Below are 15,895 nucleotides of genomic sequence, written 5' to 3' on the forward strand. Positions count from 1 at the left end.
CACCGAACTCGCGGGTTACCTCTCCGCTGCCGAGGCTGGGCCGATGGTCGGCGACTGTGCGTGTTGGCGAGGCGGAGGCGTCCAGGACTAGGCTGGAAAACGATCCCCCGTAAAGGAGAACCAACGATGCGTATCGTCCATTTCGGACACGCCTGCCTGTTGCTGGAGACCGGCTCCGAGCGGATCCTGATCGACCCCGGGGCGTTCTCCACCGGGTTCGAGGGCGAGCGGGAGCTGTCCGCCGTGCTGGTCACGCACCAGCACTTCGACCACCTCGACGTCGAGCGGCTGCCGAAGGTCCTCGAAGCCAACCCGGACGCCAAGCTGATCGTCGACCCCGGGTCCGCGCCCGAGGTCGAAAAGCTCGGTGTCCCGTTCGACGTCGCCAATGTGGGTGATGCGTTCGCCGTCGGGGACACCTCGATCAAGGCCGTCGGCGGTCAGCACGCCGTCATCCACGCCGACATCCCGGTCATCCCGAACATCGGGTACGTCTTCGACGACGGCGCCTTCTTCCACCCCGGCGACTCGTTCTTCGTGCCCGAGCAGAAGATCGACGTGCTCGGCCTGCCGACCGGGGCGCCGTGGCTCAAGGCCGGCGAAGCCGTCGACTACCTGCGGGCCGTCGCGCCGCGGGTGGCCGTGCCGATCCACGAAGCCGTGCTCGCCAACCCGGCCATGCACTACGGCCTCTTCGGGAACCTCGCGCCGGAAGGCACCGAGGTCAAGGTGCTCGAACGGGCCGAACCCGCGAAGTTCTAAGCGGCCACCGCTCGCAACGAGCCGTAAGTCGCGCCGAACGCGCGGTTCTCGAGAGCGACGTCCACCGCGTCCAGCAGCGCCTGGCGGAGACCGGGGCGGGTCAGGTCCGTGGCTTCCACCCCCAGCCGGACCAGCCCGCCCCGGCGGGCCGACCGCGCCGCCGCCAGCACCAGCGCGAAGCAGCGCACCGTCTCCGTGCGGTGCGACTGGCTCGTGAACTCCTGGACCCGCGCCCGCAGCACCTCGCCGGTCACCAGGTCGCGGACCGCGCCGAGGTCCGCGCACAGGCGGAAGCCGTGCTCGGCGAGCGCCTGCAGCGTGCCCTGGGAGGCGATCCAGCGTGGCGGCGCGAAGCCGTCGACCGACAGGCCCGCGGTGTCCAGCGCCGCCTTCGCCGCGATCAGCCGCAGGCGCGCCTCGTGCGCCGGCAGCGTCGCGAACTCCGCCTTCTTGCCCAGGTACACCGTGCGGTGCGTGGGCGTGACGGTGTGGTCGTAGCCGTGCAGCAGCACGGAATCGCCGCGGCGGGCGCGCGTGCGCACCCACTCCGTCACCGGGCCTTCGCCGGTGCGGGCGGCGTACAGCAGAGACAGCGGGACCCGGCGGCGGTCGAGCTCGGCCGCGAGGTCGGCGCACCGGTGCAGCGTGCGTGGGGTGATTCCCGACAGCGAAACCAGCAAGCGAGCGTCCACGCCACCATTGGGACGCACGCGTCTGACGTCGCCGTGAACTGCGCAGAACGGGCGAGCGTCCGTTGCCGGAAGGGTCAGGCGCCCTCGCGCAGCCGCGACACCGCCACCGCGATTCGGCCCCGCAGGTCGGGGTCGGCGACCTGGCCGTCGGCGACGTCCACGCGCGCGATCGGGATCCGCACGCACGCCTCTTCGACGATCTTCGCGCCCGCGTACGTCAGCACCTTGCGCAGCGAGTCGTGCGCGTCGCGGCCGCCCGTCGGGGCCGCCACCGACGACGCGTTGATCCACGAGACCGGCTTGCCGTAGATCTCGCCGCCGCCGACCGTCCAGTCCAGGAGGTTCTTGAACGAGCCCGGCAGGCCACCCGCGTACTCCGGGGTGCAGATCAGGATCGCGTCCGCCTCCTTGATCGCCGCCCGCAGCGAAGCGACGGCCGGGTGCAGCGGGTCGCGGTCGTCATCGGGGTTGAAGTGCGGCAGGTCGCCGAGGCCGGTGTACGTCTTGCTCGCGGTGAGGGTCGCGACGGTCCCCAGCACCGCCGCATTGCCCGAGCCTGCTCGCAGGCTGCCGCAGATCAGCAGGATCACGAGGCCAGTCTGCCAGCGAAAGCCCGGTGACGCGGTGGTACGCCTCGATGTACCGGTCGCGCGTGGCCGTCACCACTTCGGGGGGCAGCGGCGGCAGCGTGGACACGCAGTCCCAGCCCGACGACGGCCCGACCAGCCAGTCGCGCACGTGCTGCTTGTCGAACGACGGGCGCGGGCGGCCGGGGCGGTGGCCGTCGGCCAGCCAGTAGCGCGCCGAGTCCGGGGTCAGCAGCTCGTCGGCGAGCACGAGCTCGCCGTTGCGGCGGACGCCGAACTCGAACTTGGTGTCGGCCAGCAGCAGGCCCTGTTCCGCGGCCCGCGCGGCACCGCGGCGGTACAGCTCGAGCGAGGCCTCCCGGACCTTCTCGGCGAGCGGGCGGCCGAGGATCTCCGCGAACGTCCCGAAGTCGAGGTGCTCGTCGACCTCGCCGGGGAACGCTTTCGTGGACGGCGTGAAGATCGGCTCCGGCAGCCGCTCGGACTCGGCGAGCCCCGGCGGCAGCGCGACCCCGCACACCGAACCGGACTTGCGGTACTCCGCGTACCCGCGCCCGGCAAGGTGACCCCGGACGACGGCCTCCACCGGCAGCATCTTCAGGCGCTCGACCAGCAGCGCCCGGCCGCGGAACGCCTTCGGGATCCGGCGCCCTTCGCAGGCGACCAGGTGGTTCGGGACGACGTCGGCCAGTTCGCGGAACCAGAACACGCTCATCGCGGTGAGCACCCGGCCCTTGTCCGGGACGGGCGTGGGGAACACGCGCTCGAAAGCCGAAATGCGGTCGGAGGCGACGACCAGCAGGTGGTCGTCGCCCACGGCGTAGAGGTCGCGGACCTTGCCGGAGGCGAGCCGCTCGGGGGTGGGGAGGGGTGTCACGCGCTGAACCCTAACGGGCACCCTCCGCCACCATGGATGATGCTCACATGGCGTACGACTGGATCTCGGTGACGACCGACTACGGCCTGCGCGACGGCTTCGTGGCGGCCTGCCACGGCGTGATCGCGCGGCTCGCGCCCGCCGTGCGGGTGATCGACATCACCCACGAGGTGCCACCCCAGGACATCCGGCACGGCGCGATGGCGCTGGCCCAGACCGTGCCGTTCCTGCCGGAAGCGGTGCACGTCGCCGTCGTCGACCCGGGCGTCGGGACGGCCCGGCTCGGCGTGGTCGTCGTCGCCGAAGGTGGGCTGCTGGTCGGGCCGGACAACGGCCTCCTGCTGCCCGCCGCGCATGCCCTCGGCGGGGTCCGGGAGGCCTACGAGCTGGCCGAGCCGTCGCTGCGGCTGCCGGTCACGTCGGCGACGTTCCACGGACGGGACGTCTTCGCGCCCGCGGCCGCGCACCTGGCGCTGGGGGTCGCGCCGGGCGAGTTCGGCGCCCGCGTCGACGACCTGGTCGAGCTGCCGGAGCCCTTCGTCGCGGCGTTCCCCGGGAAGCTGGTGTCGGAGGTGCTGACGGTCGACCACTTCGGCAACGTCCAGCTCGCGGCGACGCCGGCCGACCTGGAGCTGTCGGGGTTGTCGGGCGCGGTGTCCGTGCACAGCGAGCGGGTCGCGGTGACGACCGAGATCGGCCGGACCTTCGCCGACGTCCCGGCCGGGGCGAGCGTGCTCTACACCGACTCGGCGGGCCGGCTCGCCGTCGCCGTCAACGGCGGTTCGGCCGCGGCGGTGCTCGGGCTCGGGCCGGCCCAGGAGTGCACGATCACCTCGTCGCCGACCGCGAGCTGACCCGGCCTCAGTACCGCGGCCTTCATCCCGAACGTCACCCCGCCGTCCGGGTGGCGGCGGTACCCGGCGAGCGTCCGGATCGGCTCGGGGCCGGCCTTCTTGCCCGTCTCCTGGTCGACCATCGGGACCGTGCAGCGCACGCACTGCTTGGCGTAGCCGAACTCCGCGGTGCCCGCGGTCATCGTGCGGACCTCGTCCTCGGTGTGCGGGTCGAGCCAGCCGGAGACGACCACGTTGGGGCGGAAGCGGTCCATCGGCACGGGTTCGCCGCCGTGCTCGAGGATCCGCGCGTTCAGGCCGTCCAAAGAGGACTCACTGGCGACGAGCAGCGCGTGCCCGTCGGCGAACGCGGCCGTGCCGGGCGTCTCGCCGCCCGTCACGCGCTCGTGGTCCGGCGCGACGCCGATCAGCACCGAGGGCAGGCCGAGCAGGTCCGAGAACCATTCCGCGGCCGCGTCGCCCTGGTGGATGCCTTCGCCGTGCCACGAGAACGTCGAGCCCGGGTGCCGCGGGCCGTCGCGCCGGATGTCGATTTCGAGGTCGTCGCGGCCGGGCGCGGACAGCGCGAGCTTGTCGCCGAGCACCCGCGGCCGGACCGCGGCCAGCACCGGGTACCGGCGCTGGCTGCGGAAGTCACCGTCGGGCGCGACGACCTGGAAGACGCGGTCGTGCGCCAGCCCGGCCGGGGTGACCTCGGCCACCGGCACGTCGGTGCCGGCGCAGCCCTTGACCGGGTAGTACGTCAACCGCGCGATCCTCGCCATGCCCGCAGGCTACCCGCGGGCGTGACCAGCGAAGCCCGCTGTCGTCGATCGTGGGCAGCCGTGGCAAGTCCCGCCTCGGCCGGGTCCGCTGGGTCGTCGAACGCACCATCTCCTGGAGAAGGCAGCAGCCGCGCCTCTTCAGAGGCGTTCGACGCGGTCGGCCTGCGGGCCCCGGTCGCTCTGACGCACCGCGTACCGGACCCGGTCACCCTTCTGCAGCGGCTCCGACCCCATGACCACGGACACGTGGGCGAAGAGATCGTCGCCGCCCGCGTCCGGGGTGATGAAGCCGAAGCCGCGGTCGCTGTCGTAGCGCGCGACGACGCCCTCGCCGCCTCGTACGGGCACGTCCCGCACCGCCGGCCCCGCGGCCGCGGCAGGTGCCGGCCGCCGCGGCGCCGTCTGGGGCTCGGCGCCCCGGACCAGGTGCACGTCGCGGGCCTGCGGGCCCTTGTCTCCACTGGCCACCTCGTAGGCGACGCGGTCGCCCTCCGCGAGCCACGTCAGCCCCTCGGCCAGGGCCCGGGCGTGAACGAAGACGTCCCCGGCACCGGAGTCGGGGTTGATGAAGCCGAAGCCCTTGTCCTCGTCGTACCAGGCCACCGTGCCGTCGGCACCGTCCGCGACACCAGCCGCGGCGGATGAGCCGGCCCCTGCTCCCAGCGGGATCACGTGCCCGGCCTGCGGGCCGCGCTCGCCTTCGACGATCAGGAAGGCCACCCGCTGCCCCTCGGTGACCACGCCGCCGGTCACGATGGCGGAGCTGTGCACGAAGATGTCGGCGCCGCCGCCGTCCGGCGACGCGAAGCCGTACCCCTTGCCCGGCTCGTACCAGTTGATGGTGCCGAGCAGGCCCACGGCGCTGCCGGTGGCCGCATCGGCGGTGACGCGAACGCGCAGCGCCTGGGGCCCGCGGTCGTTCTCGCCGACCTCGAACACGACGGCCTGACCCTCGCGGAGCATTTTCGCGCCGCCGTCCCCGACGATCTCGGAGGCGTGCACGAACACGTCCGGCGAGCCGTCCTCGGGCGCGAGGAAGCCGAAACCCCGTTCGGCGTCGAACCAACGGACGGTCCCTTGCGGCATCAACGGCTCCAGGTCGAGAGGGCGGGCACTGGCCCCCCATTCTCTCTGACAGACCTCCGGTCCGTCGGAGCGGGCCCACAGGCGGGCGGCGACACGCCGAGTTTTGAGACCAGTTCTTAGAGGACTTGTGACAGGAATCGCTGCAGGCGGGGGCTCTGCGGGTCGTCGAAGAGCTGTGCCGGCGGACCCTGCTCGACGATCTTGCCCGCGTCCATGAACGCGACCTCGTCGGCCACGCTCCGCGCGAAGCCCATCTCGTGCGTGACCACGATCAGCGTGAGGCCCCGCGAGGCGAGCCCGGCCATCAGGTCCAGCACGCCCTTGACGAGCTCGGGGTCGAGCGCGCTGGTGGCTTCGTCGAAGAGCATCACCTCGGGGTCCATCGCGAGCGCCCGCGCGATCGCGACGCGCTGCTGCTGACCGCCGGACAACGCGCTCGGGCGGTACGGTGCCTTGTCCGCGAGGCCGACCTCGGCGAGCCGGGCCCGGGCGATCGCCGTCGCCTCTTCCTTGCTCAGCTTCTTGACGCTGCGCAAGGGCAGCACGATGTTGTCCAGCACGCTCCGGTGGCCGAAGAGGTTGAAGTGCTGGAACACCATGCCGACGCGCTGGCGCAGCGCGTCCGGGTCGGCCTTGATCACGGACTCGCCGTCGAGCAGCAGGTCGCCGGAATCGGGCTCCTGCAACCGGTTCACGCATCGCAGCAGCGTCGACTTGCCCGAACCGGACGGCCCGATGACGCACGTCGTCTTGCCGCTTTCGACGCGCAGGTCCACGCCGCGCAGGACTTCCAGCGTCCCGAACCGGACGTGGATGTCCCGCAGTTCCACACTGGACGATCGCACGGCCGTCGTCACGACACGACCTTTCCACTGGACACGAGGTCCAGCTCTGGTTCGTCGGCGCGCACCTTGCGGCCGGTCCGGAGCTTCTTGTCGATGTAGTTCACCAGGTGCGTCAGCGGCACGGTGATGACCAGGTAGACGAACCCGGCGGCGACCAGCGGCGACAGGTTGCCGGTGTTGGCCGCGAGGTCCTGCCCGATGCGGAACAGCTCGCGCTGCTCGGACAGCAGGCCGAGGAAGTACACCAGGCTGGAGTCCTTGATCAGCGCGATGAACTGGTTCACCAGCGCGGGCAGCACGCGCCGGACGCCCTGCGGGATGATCACCAGCAGCATGGCCTTGCCGTAGCTCATCCCGAGCGCGCGGCTGGCTTCGAGCTGGCCGTTGTCGACGCTCTGGATGCCGGACCGGAAGATCTCGCCGATGTAGGCGGCCGCGATCAGGCTCAGCGCCAGGATGCCGAGCGGGTACGGGTTGGTGCCGACGACGTTGCGCGCGAGCACGCCGAGACCCTGGCCGATCACGAGAATCGTCAGGATCGCCGGCAGGCCGCGGAAGATGTCGGTGTAGATCCGGGCCGGCCAGCGCAGCCAGCGCTTGGTGGACAGGCCCATGACCGCCAGCACCATGCCGAACACGATGCCGATCAGCCCGGACGTCAGCGCCAGGACGAGCGTGTTGAGCAGGCCCGTCTTCAGCAGGTCGGGGAAGACCTGCCAGATGTACTCCCAGTTCAGGAAGGTGTCGAGGAACTGCTCCATCTACTGCCCCGGCTTGAACTCGGCGGGCACGGGCGCGGTCGGCTCGAACCGGTCGTGCACCTTCAGCCACGTCCCGTCCGCGACGACCTTCTTGATGCCGTCGTTGAGCTTCTTCGTGAGTTCGTCGTCGCCCTTCTTGACGGCGAAGCCGTGCGGGATGGTCGTGACGATCGACTTGGCCACCTTGAGCCCCGCGTTGTTCTTCGCGTAGTCCTCGGCGGTGGCTTGGTCGAACACAGCGCCGTCGACCGCGCCGGTCTTGAGCGCGCTCAACGCGGCGGCGTCGTTCGGGAACCGGACGGCCTGGGCGGCGGGCGCGTTGGACGCCAGCCAGTTGTCCGAGACCGTGCCCTGGACGACGCCGATCCGCTTGCCCGACAACGAGTTCTCGTCGGTGATCCCGGCCGTGTCCCGCGCCGCGATGCCGAGGGCCTGGTAGTTGTACGGCTCCGAGAAGCCGACGGTCTTCTTGCGGGCCTCGGTTTGCGCGATGGCCGAGCTGCCGATGGCGAAGGTGCCGTTGGCGACCTGGCCGAGCAGGGCGGAGAAGTCGGTCGCGACGAATTCCAGCTTCAGGCCCTCCTTCTGCGCGATGGCCTTGAGCAGCTCGTTGTCGAACCCGGTGAAGGTGCCGTTTTCCTGGTAGGCGTTGGGTTTCGAGTCGCTGAGCGTGCCGACGCGCAGGGTGTCCGACGCGGTGTCCGAAGTGCCGCACGCGGTCAGCAGCATGGCGACGACCGCGGTGATCAGCGTCTTCTTCACGAGCCACCCCCGGAGAACCCGGCCGGCACCGGCGCGTTCGGCAGGAACTGCTGGTGCAGCTTCAGCCACGTGCCGTCCGCGATCGCCTTCTTGAGGCCGTCGTTGATCTTCCCGAGCAGCTCGGTGTTGCCCTTCTTCACCGCGAAGCCGTGCGGCACGTCGGTGACGAAGCTCTTCACCACGACGAGCTTGGCGTCCGGGTTGTCGGTGACGTTCTTCTCGGCGATGCTCTGGTCCAGGATGTACGCGTCCACGGCGCCGGTCTTCAACGCGGTCAGCGCGGCGGCGTAGTCGGGGAACCGGACGGCCTGCGCGTCCGGGACCGTGGTGCCCAGCCAGTGGTCGCCGACGGTCGCCTGGATGACGGCGACCCGCTTGCCCGCCAAACCCTTTTCGTCGGTGACCGGCGTGCCCTGCTTGGCCTGGATGCTCATCGTCTCGAAGTCGTAGGCCGCGGAGAAGTCGACCGTCCTCTTGCGCTCGTCGGTCTGCGCGATCGCCGAGCTGGCGATGTCGTAGCGGCCGGACGCGACCTGCCCGAGCAGGGCGGAGAAGTCGGTCGCGGCGAACTCCAGCTTGAGGTTCTGCTTGGCCGCGATGTCCTTGAGCAGCTCGTTGTCGAACCCGGTGTAGGTGCCGTCCTTGAGGAAGATGTTCGGCGGCGCGTCGCTCAGGGTGCCGACGCGCAGGGTCGAGGAAGCGCTGTCCGAACCCCCACCGCACGCGGTGAGCGTGAGCGCGGCGGCCAGCGCGGTGACGATCAGTTTCTTCATCTCAGACACCCACGTTCTTCACGGGGAGGCCGGGGCCGCCCTGCTGGAGTTCCTTGGACAGCGGCGTGGTCTTGTAGAACTGCGCGTAGATCCGGGCGACCGTGCCGTCGGCGACGGCCTTCGCGAGCCCGTCGTTCAGCTTGTTCAGCAGGTCCGCGTTCTTCTTCGACACCGCGAACGCCGACGGCGTGTCCTTGTCCTCGACGGTGTAGCCGAGCTCCAGCGGGACCGTGGGGTTCTGGTCCAGGTACTTCTGGCCGATGTCCTGCGGGACGACCCAGCCGTCGAGCGTGCCGTTCTTCAGCTGCGCGAAACCCGCGTTGTAGTCCGGGAAGCGGACGACCTGCGCGCCGGCCGTCTTGCCCGCGAACTCGTCCTGCACCGACCCCTGGACGACGCCGAGCCGCTTGCCCGCGAACGCCGCCGGGTCCTTCAGGTTCGCACCCTTGGCCGTCACGATCGTCGTGAAGCCGGTGTTGTAGCCGTTGGAGAACGCGACCGTCTTCTTGCGCGCCTCGGTGCTCGAGATCGTCGAGCTGCCGATGTCGAACTTGCCGTTCGCCACGCCCGCGAGCAGGCCGGAGAACTCCGTGCCGACGAACTCGACCTCGAAGCCCTCGCGCTTGGCGATGTCGCGCAGCAGCTCGTTGTCGTAGCCGGTGAAGCGGCCGTTCTCCAGGTAGATCGACGGCGGGGCGTCGCTCAGGGTGCCGACGCGCAGGGTCTGCCCGCCGGCGGAGTCCTCACCACCGCAGGCGGCCAGGGTCAGCGCCAGCGCGCCCGAGGTGACGAGCGCGGCGATCTTCGACAGCGTGGATCTCATCGCTTCTTCCATGGGTGAGCGCGCGCGGGTCGCGCGCGAAGAACACGGGGTCAGCGATCGAGATTAGGGATTTGGCCCGTTCGGGTGGATTCGTTCCAGTCCGTGGACGCGTGCGTCAGCTCACAGGATCGGCTGCGGCGCGTAGCCCGCCGCCTCCGGGAACCGCTCCAGCACCCGCGCCACGCGCTCGGCCACCTGCTCGACCTGACGGCCGGCCGTGCCGGTGAAGGAGATCCGGTCGGCGAGGAGTTTGTCCAGCTCACCGCGGTCGAGCGGGATGCGCTCGTCGGCGGCGAAGCGGTCGAGGAGGTCGTTCTCGGCGCGGCCTTCGCGCATTTCGAGCGCGACGGCGACGGCGTTCTCCTTGATGGCTTCGTGGGCCGTCTCACGTCCGACGCCGGCGCGGACCGCGGCCATGAGCACCTTCGTCGTGGTGAGGAACGGCAGATAGCGATCCAGCTCACGCTCGATCACCGCCGGGAAGGCGCCGAACTCCGCCAGGACCGTGAGGAACGTCTCCAGCAGGCCGTCGAGCGCGAAGAACGCGTCCGGCAGCGCGACGCGGCGGACGACCGAGTCGGAGACGTCGCCCTCGTTCCACTGGTCGCCGGCCAGCTCGCCGATCATCGACAGGTAGCCGCGCAGCACGACGGCCAGGCCGTTCACGCGCTCGCACGAACGGGTGTTCATCTTGTGCGGCATCGCGGACGAGCCGACCTGGCCGGGCTTGAAGCCCTCGGTGACCAGCTCGTGGCCGGCCATCAGCCGGATCGTCTTGGCCAGGCTGGACGGCGCCGCCGCGAGCTGGACCACAGTGGACACCACGTCGAAGTCGAGCGAGCGCGGGTACACCTGGCCGACGCTGACGAACCGGCGGCCGAAGCCCAGGTGCTGCATGACGCGGTCTTCGAGTTCGTCCAAAGTGGACTCGTCGCCGAGGAGGTCGAGCATGTCCTGCGCGGTGCCGACCGGGCCCTTGATGCCGCGCAGCGGGTAGCGCTCGATGAGGTTGTCGAGCCGCTCGAAGGCGACGAGCAGCTCGTCGGCCGCGGTGGCGAACCGCTTGCCGAGGGTGGTGGCCTGCGCGGCGACGTTGTGCGAGCGGCCGGCCATGACGGTGTCGGCGTGCTCGACGGCGAGGGCGGCCAGCCGCGCCAGCACGGCGGCGACGCGGGTGCGCACCAGCTCCAGCGAGCGGAGCAGCTGCAGCTGCTCGACGTTCTCGGTGAGGTCGCGCGAGGTCATGCCCTTGTGGATGTGCTCCTGGCCGGCGAGGTCGCTGAACTCCTCGATCCGCGCCTTGACGTCGTGCCGCGTGATGCGCTCGCGAGCGGCGATCGACTCGAGGTCGACCTGCTCGACCACCGCCCGGTAGGCCTCGAGCACGCCGTCAGGCACGTCGACGCCGAGGTCCTTCTGCGCCTCGAGGACGGCCAGCCAGAGCTGCCGCTCGAGGACGACCTTGTACTCCGGCGACCAGAGCCGGACCAGCTCCGGCGAGGCGTAGCGGGCGGCGAGCACGTTCGGAATGCGGGGCTTGTCCGTCACGGCTCAACGATACCCGCGTGGATGGTCAGGCTCGTCGTGGCTCCCGGGTCGAGCCAGGTCAGCGGGCCGAGGACCTCCAGCTCGACGATCCGCGCGGGCGGGTCGAGGTCGCCGAGGGACGCCAGCGGCGCCGGCAGCGGGTGCTCCAGCCAGATCTCCAGCGGCGAGCCTTCGTCCGGGTACTCACCCGACGGGTCGACGTCGAACGACAGCGTCAAGCCGCCGTACGTCACCCAGCTCGCGGTGCCCGGGACGCCGAGCTTGCCGACGACGTCCTGGGCCGGGATCACCAGCCGGTCACCGTCCACTGTGTACTCCGGGGTGCCGGTGCCCGCGACCAGCGCGACGACGTCCGGCCGCCGCAGCCCCGCGGTGACCGTCCCGCCGCCGGGGAACTGGGTGACGTTCCACAGGGCCCACCGCACCGGGTGGCCGGCCGTGTTCGAAGCGCGCAGGTCCAGCCGGTAGCCGTCGTCGAGGATCGTGATCGCGCGGGTGAAACGCAGTCCGGTACGCGGGTCCGGCGCGCTGGTCATGGTGACCGTGTCGCCGTCGACGACCGCGGTGTACGGCCCGGAGTCGAGGACCGGGTCGGGCGGCCCCGCCCATTCGCCGGGACCGGACCACCCCTGGGGCGCCGGCCACGTCTTGTCGCCGCCGTAGTTGACCCAGTCGCCCATCCGCCCCGAGTTGGGCACGTACTCGCCGCGCAGGTCGTCGTCGAGCAGCTCGGAGTTCCGCCAAAGCAGCTCAACGCCCTTGAAAGAAACGGAAAGCAGCCGGCCGCCGAGTTCCGGCACCAGGCCGAGCCGCAGGTCACCGCGGTCCAGCCAGATCACCATTCGGCGAGGCCGCCGTCGTCGTGCCGCCAGACCGGCGAGCGCCAGGTGTGCCCGACCTCGTCGGCGCGCCGGACGGCTTCCTCGTCGACCTCGATGCCGAGCCCGGGCTTCACCGGCCGGGCCGCGTAGCCGTCCTGGAACGCGAAGATCGACGGGTCCGCGAGGTACGCGTGCTCGCGGCCCTCGTGGTAGTGCATGCCGACGCTCTGTTCCTGGATCAGGAAGTTCGGCGTCGCGAACGCGACCTGCAGCGACGCGGCCAGCGAGATCGGGCCGAGCGGGCAGTGCGGGGCGAGCGAAGCGCCGTACACCTCGGCCAGCGCGCCGATCCGCCGCAGCTCGGAGATGCCGCCGGCGTGCGACGGGTCCGGCTGGACGACCGCGACGCCCGCGTCGAGCGCCGGCTTGAACTCCCAGCGCGAGTAGAGCCGCTCGCCGAGCGCGATCGGCACGGTGGACGCCTCGACGATCGACCGCAGTGCGTCGCCCTGCGTTTCCGGCAGGATCGGCTCCTCGACGAACATCGGCTGGACGTCTTCCAGCAGCTTCACGAGCCGCCGCGCCATCGCGGGCGAGACGCGGCCGTGGAAGTCGATCGCGAGGTCGCGGTGCGGGCCGAGGACCTCCCGCGCCTCCCACGCGCGCGCCACCGCGGCGTCGGCCTCGGCGGGCGACGCGATCGCGGTCAACGGGCCGGCGACGTTCATCTTCACCGCCGTGAACCCGGCCTCGACCTGCGCGGACACGGCTTCGCGGATGCCGGCCGGCCGGTCGCCGCCGACCCAGCTGTAGACGCGGACGCGGTCGCGGACCGGACCGCCGAGCAGCTCGTGCACCGGCGCGTCGCGGACCTTGCCGGCGATGTCCCACAGCGCGTGGTCGTAGCCGGCGAGCGCGCTGGAGAGCACCGGGCCGCCGCGGTAGAAGCCGCCGCGGCGCAGCACCTGCCAGTGGTCCTCGATGCGCAGCGGGTCCTGGCCGATCAGCAGCTCGGACAGCTCGTGCACGGCCGCGCGGACGGTCTCCGCGCGGCCCTCGACCACGGGCTCGCCCCAGCCGCTGACCCCCTCGTCCGTGCTGACCTTGAGGAACAGCCAGCGCGGCGCGACCAGAAACGTTTCAACCCCGGTGATCTTCACCCGTGTCCCCCTGTCTACGCGGAATCCTTGGCGGCGGACCAGCCGCCGTCGACGGTCAGCTCGGCCCCGGTGACGAACGACGCCGCGTCCGAGAGCAGGAACGCGATCACGTTCGCCACCTCGGCCGGGTCGCCGAGCCGGCCCGCGGGGGTCGCCTGGGCGCTGCGTTCGCGGTCCGCCGGCGAGATGCCGTTCCAGGCGTCGGTGAGCACCGGGCCCGGCAGAACGGAGTTGACCCGCACGTCGGGGGCGTATTCGACGGCCAGCTGCCGGGCCAGCGCGACCAGCGCGCCCTTGCTGGCGGCGTACGCGGGGTGGCCCGGCAGCCCGAAGTGCGCGTGCACCGACGAGACCAGCACGACCGCGCCGCCCTTTTTTCGCAGAGACGGCAGGCAGGCCTTCAGCGCGAGGTACGTGCCGGTCAGGTTGACGTCGAGCTGACGTTGCCACTCGGCGCGGTCGATCTCGTGCAGCGGGCCGGTGCTGGGGACGTAGGCGTTGCTGACCAGGGCGTCGACCTCGCCGATGTCGGCCCAGGTCGCTTCGTCGCTGACGCTTCCCCGGATCGGTGTGATGCCGTCGGGGAGTTCGGCGACGTCCACGCCCAGCACGCGGTAGCCGTCGGCCAGGAGCTTGCGGGCCGTCGCCAGCCCGATCCCGGACGCCGCTCCGGTGACCACCGCGGTGCGCGTGGACATCGCCGTTCTCCGTTTCTCAGAACTTCGCTACGTGGACATGGTCGTCCGGCCCGCGGGCGGCGAACCACAGCGACGCGCCGTCCGACGCCGTGCCGAGGGTTCCCACGATGCTCCCGCTCGGGTACTCCGGCCGTTTGAACCAGCCCGCCCAGGAGCCGGACCAGTCGTTGGCCCACAGCGTGTAGTCGCTCGCGGACGCGGTGAGCGCGACCTTCGCGCCGACCGCGACCAGCGTCGGGCTGCTGCTGATCGTGCCGCCGATGGACGTCCAGTCCGACCAGCTGTCGCCGGTCTTCGTGCGCACCGAGACGCTGTCGTCGGCGGTGCGGACGGCGACGACCGTGCCGCTCGTCGACGTCGCCGCGCCGGGGCGGCCGTAGATCGGCTTGCCGCCGGGCGCACCGAGACCGGACCACTGACCATCACCGGTCCGCTGCCAGACCTGGCCGTCGCCGCCGCGGACGAAGACCGTTCCGTCGGTGGTCACGGACGGGGAGTCGGTGAGCGTGCCGCCGAGCCGCTGCCAGGCACCCCACTGCTTGCGGTAAGTGCGCTGGTAGAGGGCGTTGTCGAGGCCGCGGACGTAGACGTCGGCCTGGTCTCCGGAAGCGATCGCGGCGGGCTGGCCGAGGAACTTGCCGCCGACCTGACGCGACCCGTCGAGGCCGTTCTGCTGAAGGTTGCCGGCGGGGTCGCGGAAGAACGTCACGGTCTTGCCGCCGGCGCGCACGACCGCCGGGCTGGCGGACGCCGGGCCGCCGACGTCGTCACCGGGGACGAGATCGGTGCCGTGCAGGCGGAGGAACGCGGTGCCGTGCGCGGGCACGGTGACCGTGTAGGACCCGGTCGCGGTGCCGCGGTCGGCGCGAGCACGGAGGTCGCGGACGGACACCCGGCCGCTGAGACCCGCGTCGGCGAAGTTCAGCGTCATCTGCGTCGGCGCTTCACCGCGGTTGAGCAGCACCACGGCCCGGTCCCCGCGCTGGGAGAGGACCTTGCTGTAGGTGTCGGTGCTGCCGGCGGTCGCGACGCGGACGCCCTGGGTGCCGAGGCGGTCCTGGTTGACGCCGACGATCTCCGGGTTCTTGAGCGTCTTCAGCATCGACGCGGGGAGCGTGCGCGGGTCGGAACCGAGGATGAGCGGGGAGGCCATCTCCGCCCACATGACGAACTGGGTGGTCGACTCCTCCTCGTTCAGCTCGTAGGTGCCCTGCTCGGTCTTGCGCATCGGGATGAGGTAGTCGGGGTCGTTGTAGTGGCCCGGCCCGTTGGCCTCGGGGTGCGCGGCGTTGGCGTCCATGTTGCGCAGGACGTCCTTCCAGATGCCCTCGTACGGCGTGCCGAACGCGATGTCCGTGCTGGTGCGCCAGGAGTCGGCGACGAGCGGGCCGTAGGTGTAGGCGATGCCGGCGACCTGGTCGGGCCCGTGCGGGACGCCCCATTCGTCGGTGACCGGGTTGCAGATGTTGAGCACCATCGGCCGGCCCGCCTTGGCGAGGGCCTGGCTGAACTGCGCGAACGCCTCGGCGGGCTTGAGGTTCTGGGCGATGCCGCAGAGGAAGTCGACCTTGACGGCGTCGAACTTCCAGCTAGCGAACCGCTTGGTGTCCTGCTCGTAGTAGCCGCCGGAGCCGGCCGCGCAGTTCTTGCCGTCGGAGGCGCCCGCGTCGGTGTAGATGCCGGCCTTCAGGCCCTTGCCGTGCAGGTAGTCGACCAAAGTGGACAGTCCACTCGGGAACTTCGCGCGGTCCTCGTGGAGGTTCCCCTGCGCGTCCCGCGGATCGGGCGCGGTCCAGCCGCCGTCGATCCAGACGTAGCGGTAGCCGGCGTCGCGCAGGCCGCTGGTCACGAGGAAGTCCGCGACGGACTTGACCGACGCCTCGCTCGGGGCGCCGAGGCCGTAGTAGGTGTTCCAGCCCATGTAGGGGGTCTTCGCGACCCCGCTGTCGTAGTAGTCGGGAGCGCCTTGGTCCACGGCCGCCTGGGCGGGGATCGCCGTGGTCGCGAGCGCCGCCACAGCTGCGGCGACCACCGCGAGGGATCTCTTCAAGAGCATGTGCCGGACGCCTTTCTCCGGTGAAC

Annotated in this window: 17 protein-coding genes; 2 read left to right on the forward strand and 15 right to left on the reverse strand. The window is 71.2% G+C overall.

The window, feature by feature from the left end:
* The first annotated feature begins 126 nt into the window (after window positions 1-126).
* Window positions 127-762: an MBL fold metallo-hydrolase gene (locus ACERZO_RS25310; protein WP_372667256.1), complete on the forward strand. Its 636-nt coding sequence runs from the start codon at window positions 127-129 to the stop codon at window positions 760-762.
* Here the strand turns inward: ACERZO_RS25310 and ACERZO_RS25315 are convergent.
* From ACERZO_RS25315 to ACERZO_RS25325, 3 genes are all read right to left on the reverse strand, one after another.
* A complete protein-coding gene (locus tag ACERZO_RS25315; protein ID WP_372667257.1) occupies window positions 759-1,454 on the reverse strand; it encodes a DUF2334 domain-containing protein in 696 nt (231 codons plus the stop codon). The genes ACERZO_RS25310 and ACERZO_RS25315 overlap by 4 nt on opposite strands.
* 74 nt (window positions 1,455-1,528) lie before the next feature.
* A complete protein-coding gene (locus ACERZO_RS25320) occupies window positions 1,529-1,993 on the reverse strand; it encodes an NADPH-dependent FMN reductase (protein ID WP_372667258.1) in 465 nt (154 codons plus the stop codon).
* Window positions 1,914-2,918, reverse strand: coding sequence for a phosphoribosylaminoimidazolesuccinocarboxamide synthase (locus tag ACERZO_RS25325; RefSeq protein ID WP_372667259.1), 1,005 nt, complete (start codon window positions 2,916-2,918; stop codon window positions 1,914-1,916). The genes ACERZO_RS25320 and ACERZO_RS25325 overlap by 80 nt, the downstream gene beginning before the upstream one ends.
* Before the next feature lie 47 nt (window positions 2,919-2,965).
* Between ACERZO_RS25325 and ACERZO_RS25330 the strand changes: the two genes are divergently transcribed.
* Window positions 2,966-3,772, forward strand: coding sequence for an SAM hydrolase/SAM-dependent halogenase family protein (locus ACERZO_RS25330; protein WP_372667880.1), 807 nt, complete (start codon window positions 2,966-2,968; stop codon window positions 3,770-3,772).
* Here ACERZO_RS25330 and ACERZO_RS25335 read toward each other — a convergent pair.
* The 12 genes from ACERZO_RS25335 to ACERZO_RS25390 all read right to left on the reverse strand — a co-directional run bounded on the left by ACERZO_RS25335 (window position 3,655) and on the right by ACERZO_RS25390 (window position 15,869).
* The gene (locus tag ACERZO_RS25335) at window positions 3,655-4,536 is read right to left on the reverse strand and encodes an MOSC domain-containing protein (RefSeq protein ID WP_372667260.1); all 882 of its coding nucleotides are present in this window, start codon (window positions 4,534-4,536) and stop codon (window positions 3,655-3,657) included. The two genes, ACERZO_RS25330 and ACERZO_RS25335, sit on opposite strands and share 118 nt — an antisense overlap.
* A gap of 138 nt (window positions 4,537-4,674) precedes the next feature.
* Complete coding sequence (locus tag ACERZO_RS25340; protein WP_372667261.1) at window positions 4,675-5,622, reverse strand: cold-shock protein; 948 nt, start codon at window positions 5,620-5,622, stop codon at window positions 4,675-4,677.
* A gap of 116 nt (window positions 5,623-5,738) precedes the next feature.
* A complete protein-coding gene (locus tag ACERZO_RS25345; protein ID WP_372667262.1) occupies window positions 5,739-6,479 on the reverse strand; it encodes an amino acid ABC transporter ATP-binding protein in 741 nt (246 codons plus the stop codon).
* On the reverse strand, window positions 6,476-7,228 hold the full coding sequence (locus tag ACERZO_RS25350; protein ID WP_372667263.1) for an amino acid ABC transporter permease: 753 nt from the start codon (window positions 7,226-7,228) through the stop codon (window positions 6,476-6,478). The genes ACERZO_RS25345 and ACERZO_RS25350 overlap by 4 nt, the downstream gene beginning before the upstream one ends.
* Entirely contained in the window at window positions 7,229-7,990 is a 762-nt protein-coding gene (locus ACERZO_RS25355; RefSeq protein ID WP_372667264.1) for an ABC transporter substrate-binding protein, read from the reverse strand.
* Window positions 7,987-8,763 carry an ABC transporter substrate-binding protein gene (locus tag ACERZO_RS25360; protein WP_372667265.1) on the reverse strand — a complete coding sequence of 259 codons (777 nt, stop codon included), beginning with the start codon at window positions 8,761-8,763 and terminating at the stop codon, window positions 7,987-7,989. The genes ACERZO_RS25355 and ACERZO_RS25360 overlap by 4 nt, the downstream gene beginning before the upstream one ends.
* A gap of 1 nt (window position 8,764) precedes the next feature.
* Window positions 8,765-9,586 carry a substrate-binding periplasmic protein gene (locus tag ACERZO_RS25365; RefSeq protein WP_372667266.1) on the reverse strand — a complete coding sequence of 274 codons (822 nt, stop codon included), beginning with the start codon at window positions 9,584-9,586 and terminating at the stop codon, window positions 8,765-8,767.
* A 120-nt stretch (window positions 9,587-9,706) separates the two neighbouring features.
* Window positions 9,707-11,134 carry an adenylosuccinate lyase gene (gene purB, locus ACERZO_RS25370; RefSeq protein ID WP_372667267.1) on the reverse strand — a complete coding sequence of 476 codons (1,428 nt, stop codon included), beginning with the start codon at window positions 11,132-11,134 and terminating at the stop codon, window positions 9,707-9,709.
* A complete protein-coding gene (locus tag ACERZO_RS25375; RefSeq protein WP_372667268.1) occupies window positions 11,131-11,976 on the reverse strand; it encodes a DUF4380 domain-containing protein in 846 nt (281 codons plus the stop codon). Before ACERZO_RS25375 ends, purB begins: the two co-directional genes overlap by 4 nt.
* Window positions 11,970-13,115: a galactonate dehydratase gene (gene dgoD, locus ACERZO_RS25380; protein ID WP_372667269.1), complete on the reverse strand. Its 1,146-nt coding sequence runs from the start codon at window positions 13,113-13,115 to the stop codon at window positions 11,970-11,972. The genes ACERZO_RS25375 and dgoD overlap by 7 nt, the downstream gene beginning before the upstream one ends.
* 14 nt (window positions 13,116-13,129) lie before the next feature.
* Window positions 13,130-13,813, reverse strand: a complete 684-nt coding sequence (locus ACERZO_RS25385) for an SDR family NAD(P)-dependent oxidoreductase (protein ID WP_372667270.1) — start codon at window positions 13,811-13,813, stop codon at window positions 13,130-13,132.
* A 16-nt stretch (window positions 13,814-13,829) separates the two neighbouring features.
* Window positions 13,830-15,869, reverse strand: coding sequence for a hypothetical protein (locus ACERZO_RS25390; RefSeq protein WP_372667271.1), 2,040 nt, complete (start codon window positions 15,867-15,869; stop codon window positions 13,830-13,832).
* Window positions 15,870-15,895: the final 26 nt, after the last annotated feature.

It is taken from the genome of Amycolatopsis kentuckyensis (assembly GCF_041679295.1).
Classification (GTDB): domain Bacteria; phylum Actinomycetota; class Actinomycetes; order Mycobacteriales; family Pseudonocardiaceae; genus Amycolatopsis; species Amycolatopsis kentuckyensis_A.

What these genes read in the sequence shown, in the direction of transcription:
- ACERZO_RS25310 (WP_372667256.1), top strand. Translation starts at nt 127, where the DNA reads ATGCGTATCGTCCATTTCGGACACGCCTGCCTGTTGCTGGAGACCGGC.
- ACERZO_RS25330 (WP_372667880.1), top strand. Translation starts at nt 2,966, where the DNA reads ATGGCGTACGACTGGATCTCGGTGACGACCGACTACGGCCTGCGCGAC.
- ACERZO_RS25335 (WP_372667260.1), bottom strand. Translation starts at nt 4,536, where the DNA reads ATGGCGAGGATCGCGCGGTTGACGTACTACCCGGTCAAGGGCTGCGCC.
- ACERZO_RS25340 (WP_372667261.1), bottom strand. Translation starts at nt 5,622, where the DNA reads ATGCCGCAAGGGACCGTCCGTTGGTTCGACGCCGAACGGGGTTTCGGC.
- ACERZO_RS25350 (WP_372667263.1), bottom strand. Translation starts at nt 7,228, where the DNA reads ATGGAGCAGTTCCTCGACACCTTCCTGAACTGGGAGTACATCTGGCAG.
- ACERZO_RS25360 (WP_372667265.1), bottom strand. Translation starts at nt 8,763, where the DNA reads ATGAAGAAACTGATCGTCACCGCGCTGGCCGCCGCGCTCACGCTCACC.
- ACERZO_RS25365 (WP_372667266.1), bottom strand. Translation starts at nt 9,586, where the DNA reads ATGAGATCCACGCTGTCGAAGATCGCCGCGCTCGTCACCTCGGGCGCG.
- ACERZO_RS25375 (WP_372667268.1), bottom strand. Translation starts at nt 11,976, where the DNA reads ATGGTGATCTGGCTGGACCGCGGTGACCTGCGGCTCGGCCTGGTGCCG.
- ACERZO_RS25385 (WP_372667270.1), bottom strand. Translation starts at nt 13,813, where the DNA reads ATGTCCACGCGCACCGCGGTGGTCACCGGAGCGGCGTCCGGGATCGGG.
- ACERZO_RS25390 (WP_372667271.1), bottom strand. Translation starts at nt 15,869, where the DNA reads ATGCTCTTGAAGAGATCCCTCGCGGTGGTCGCCGCAGCTGTGGCGGCG.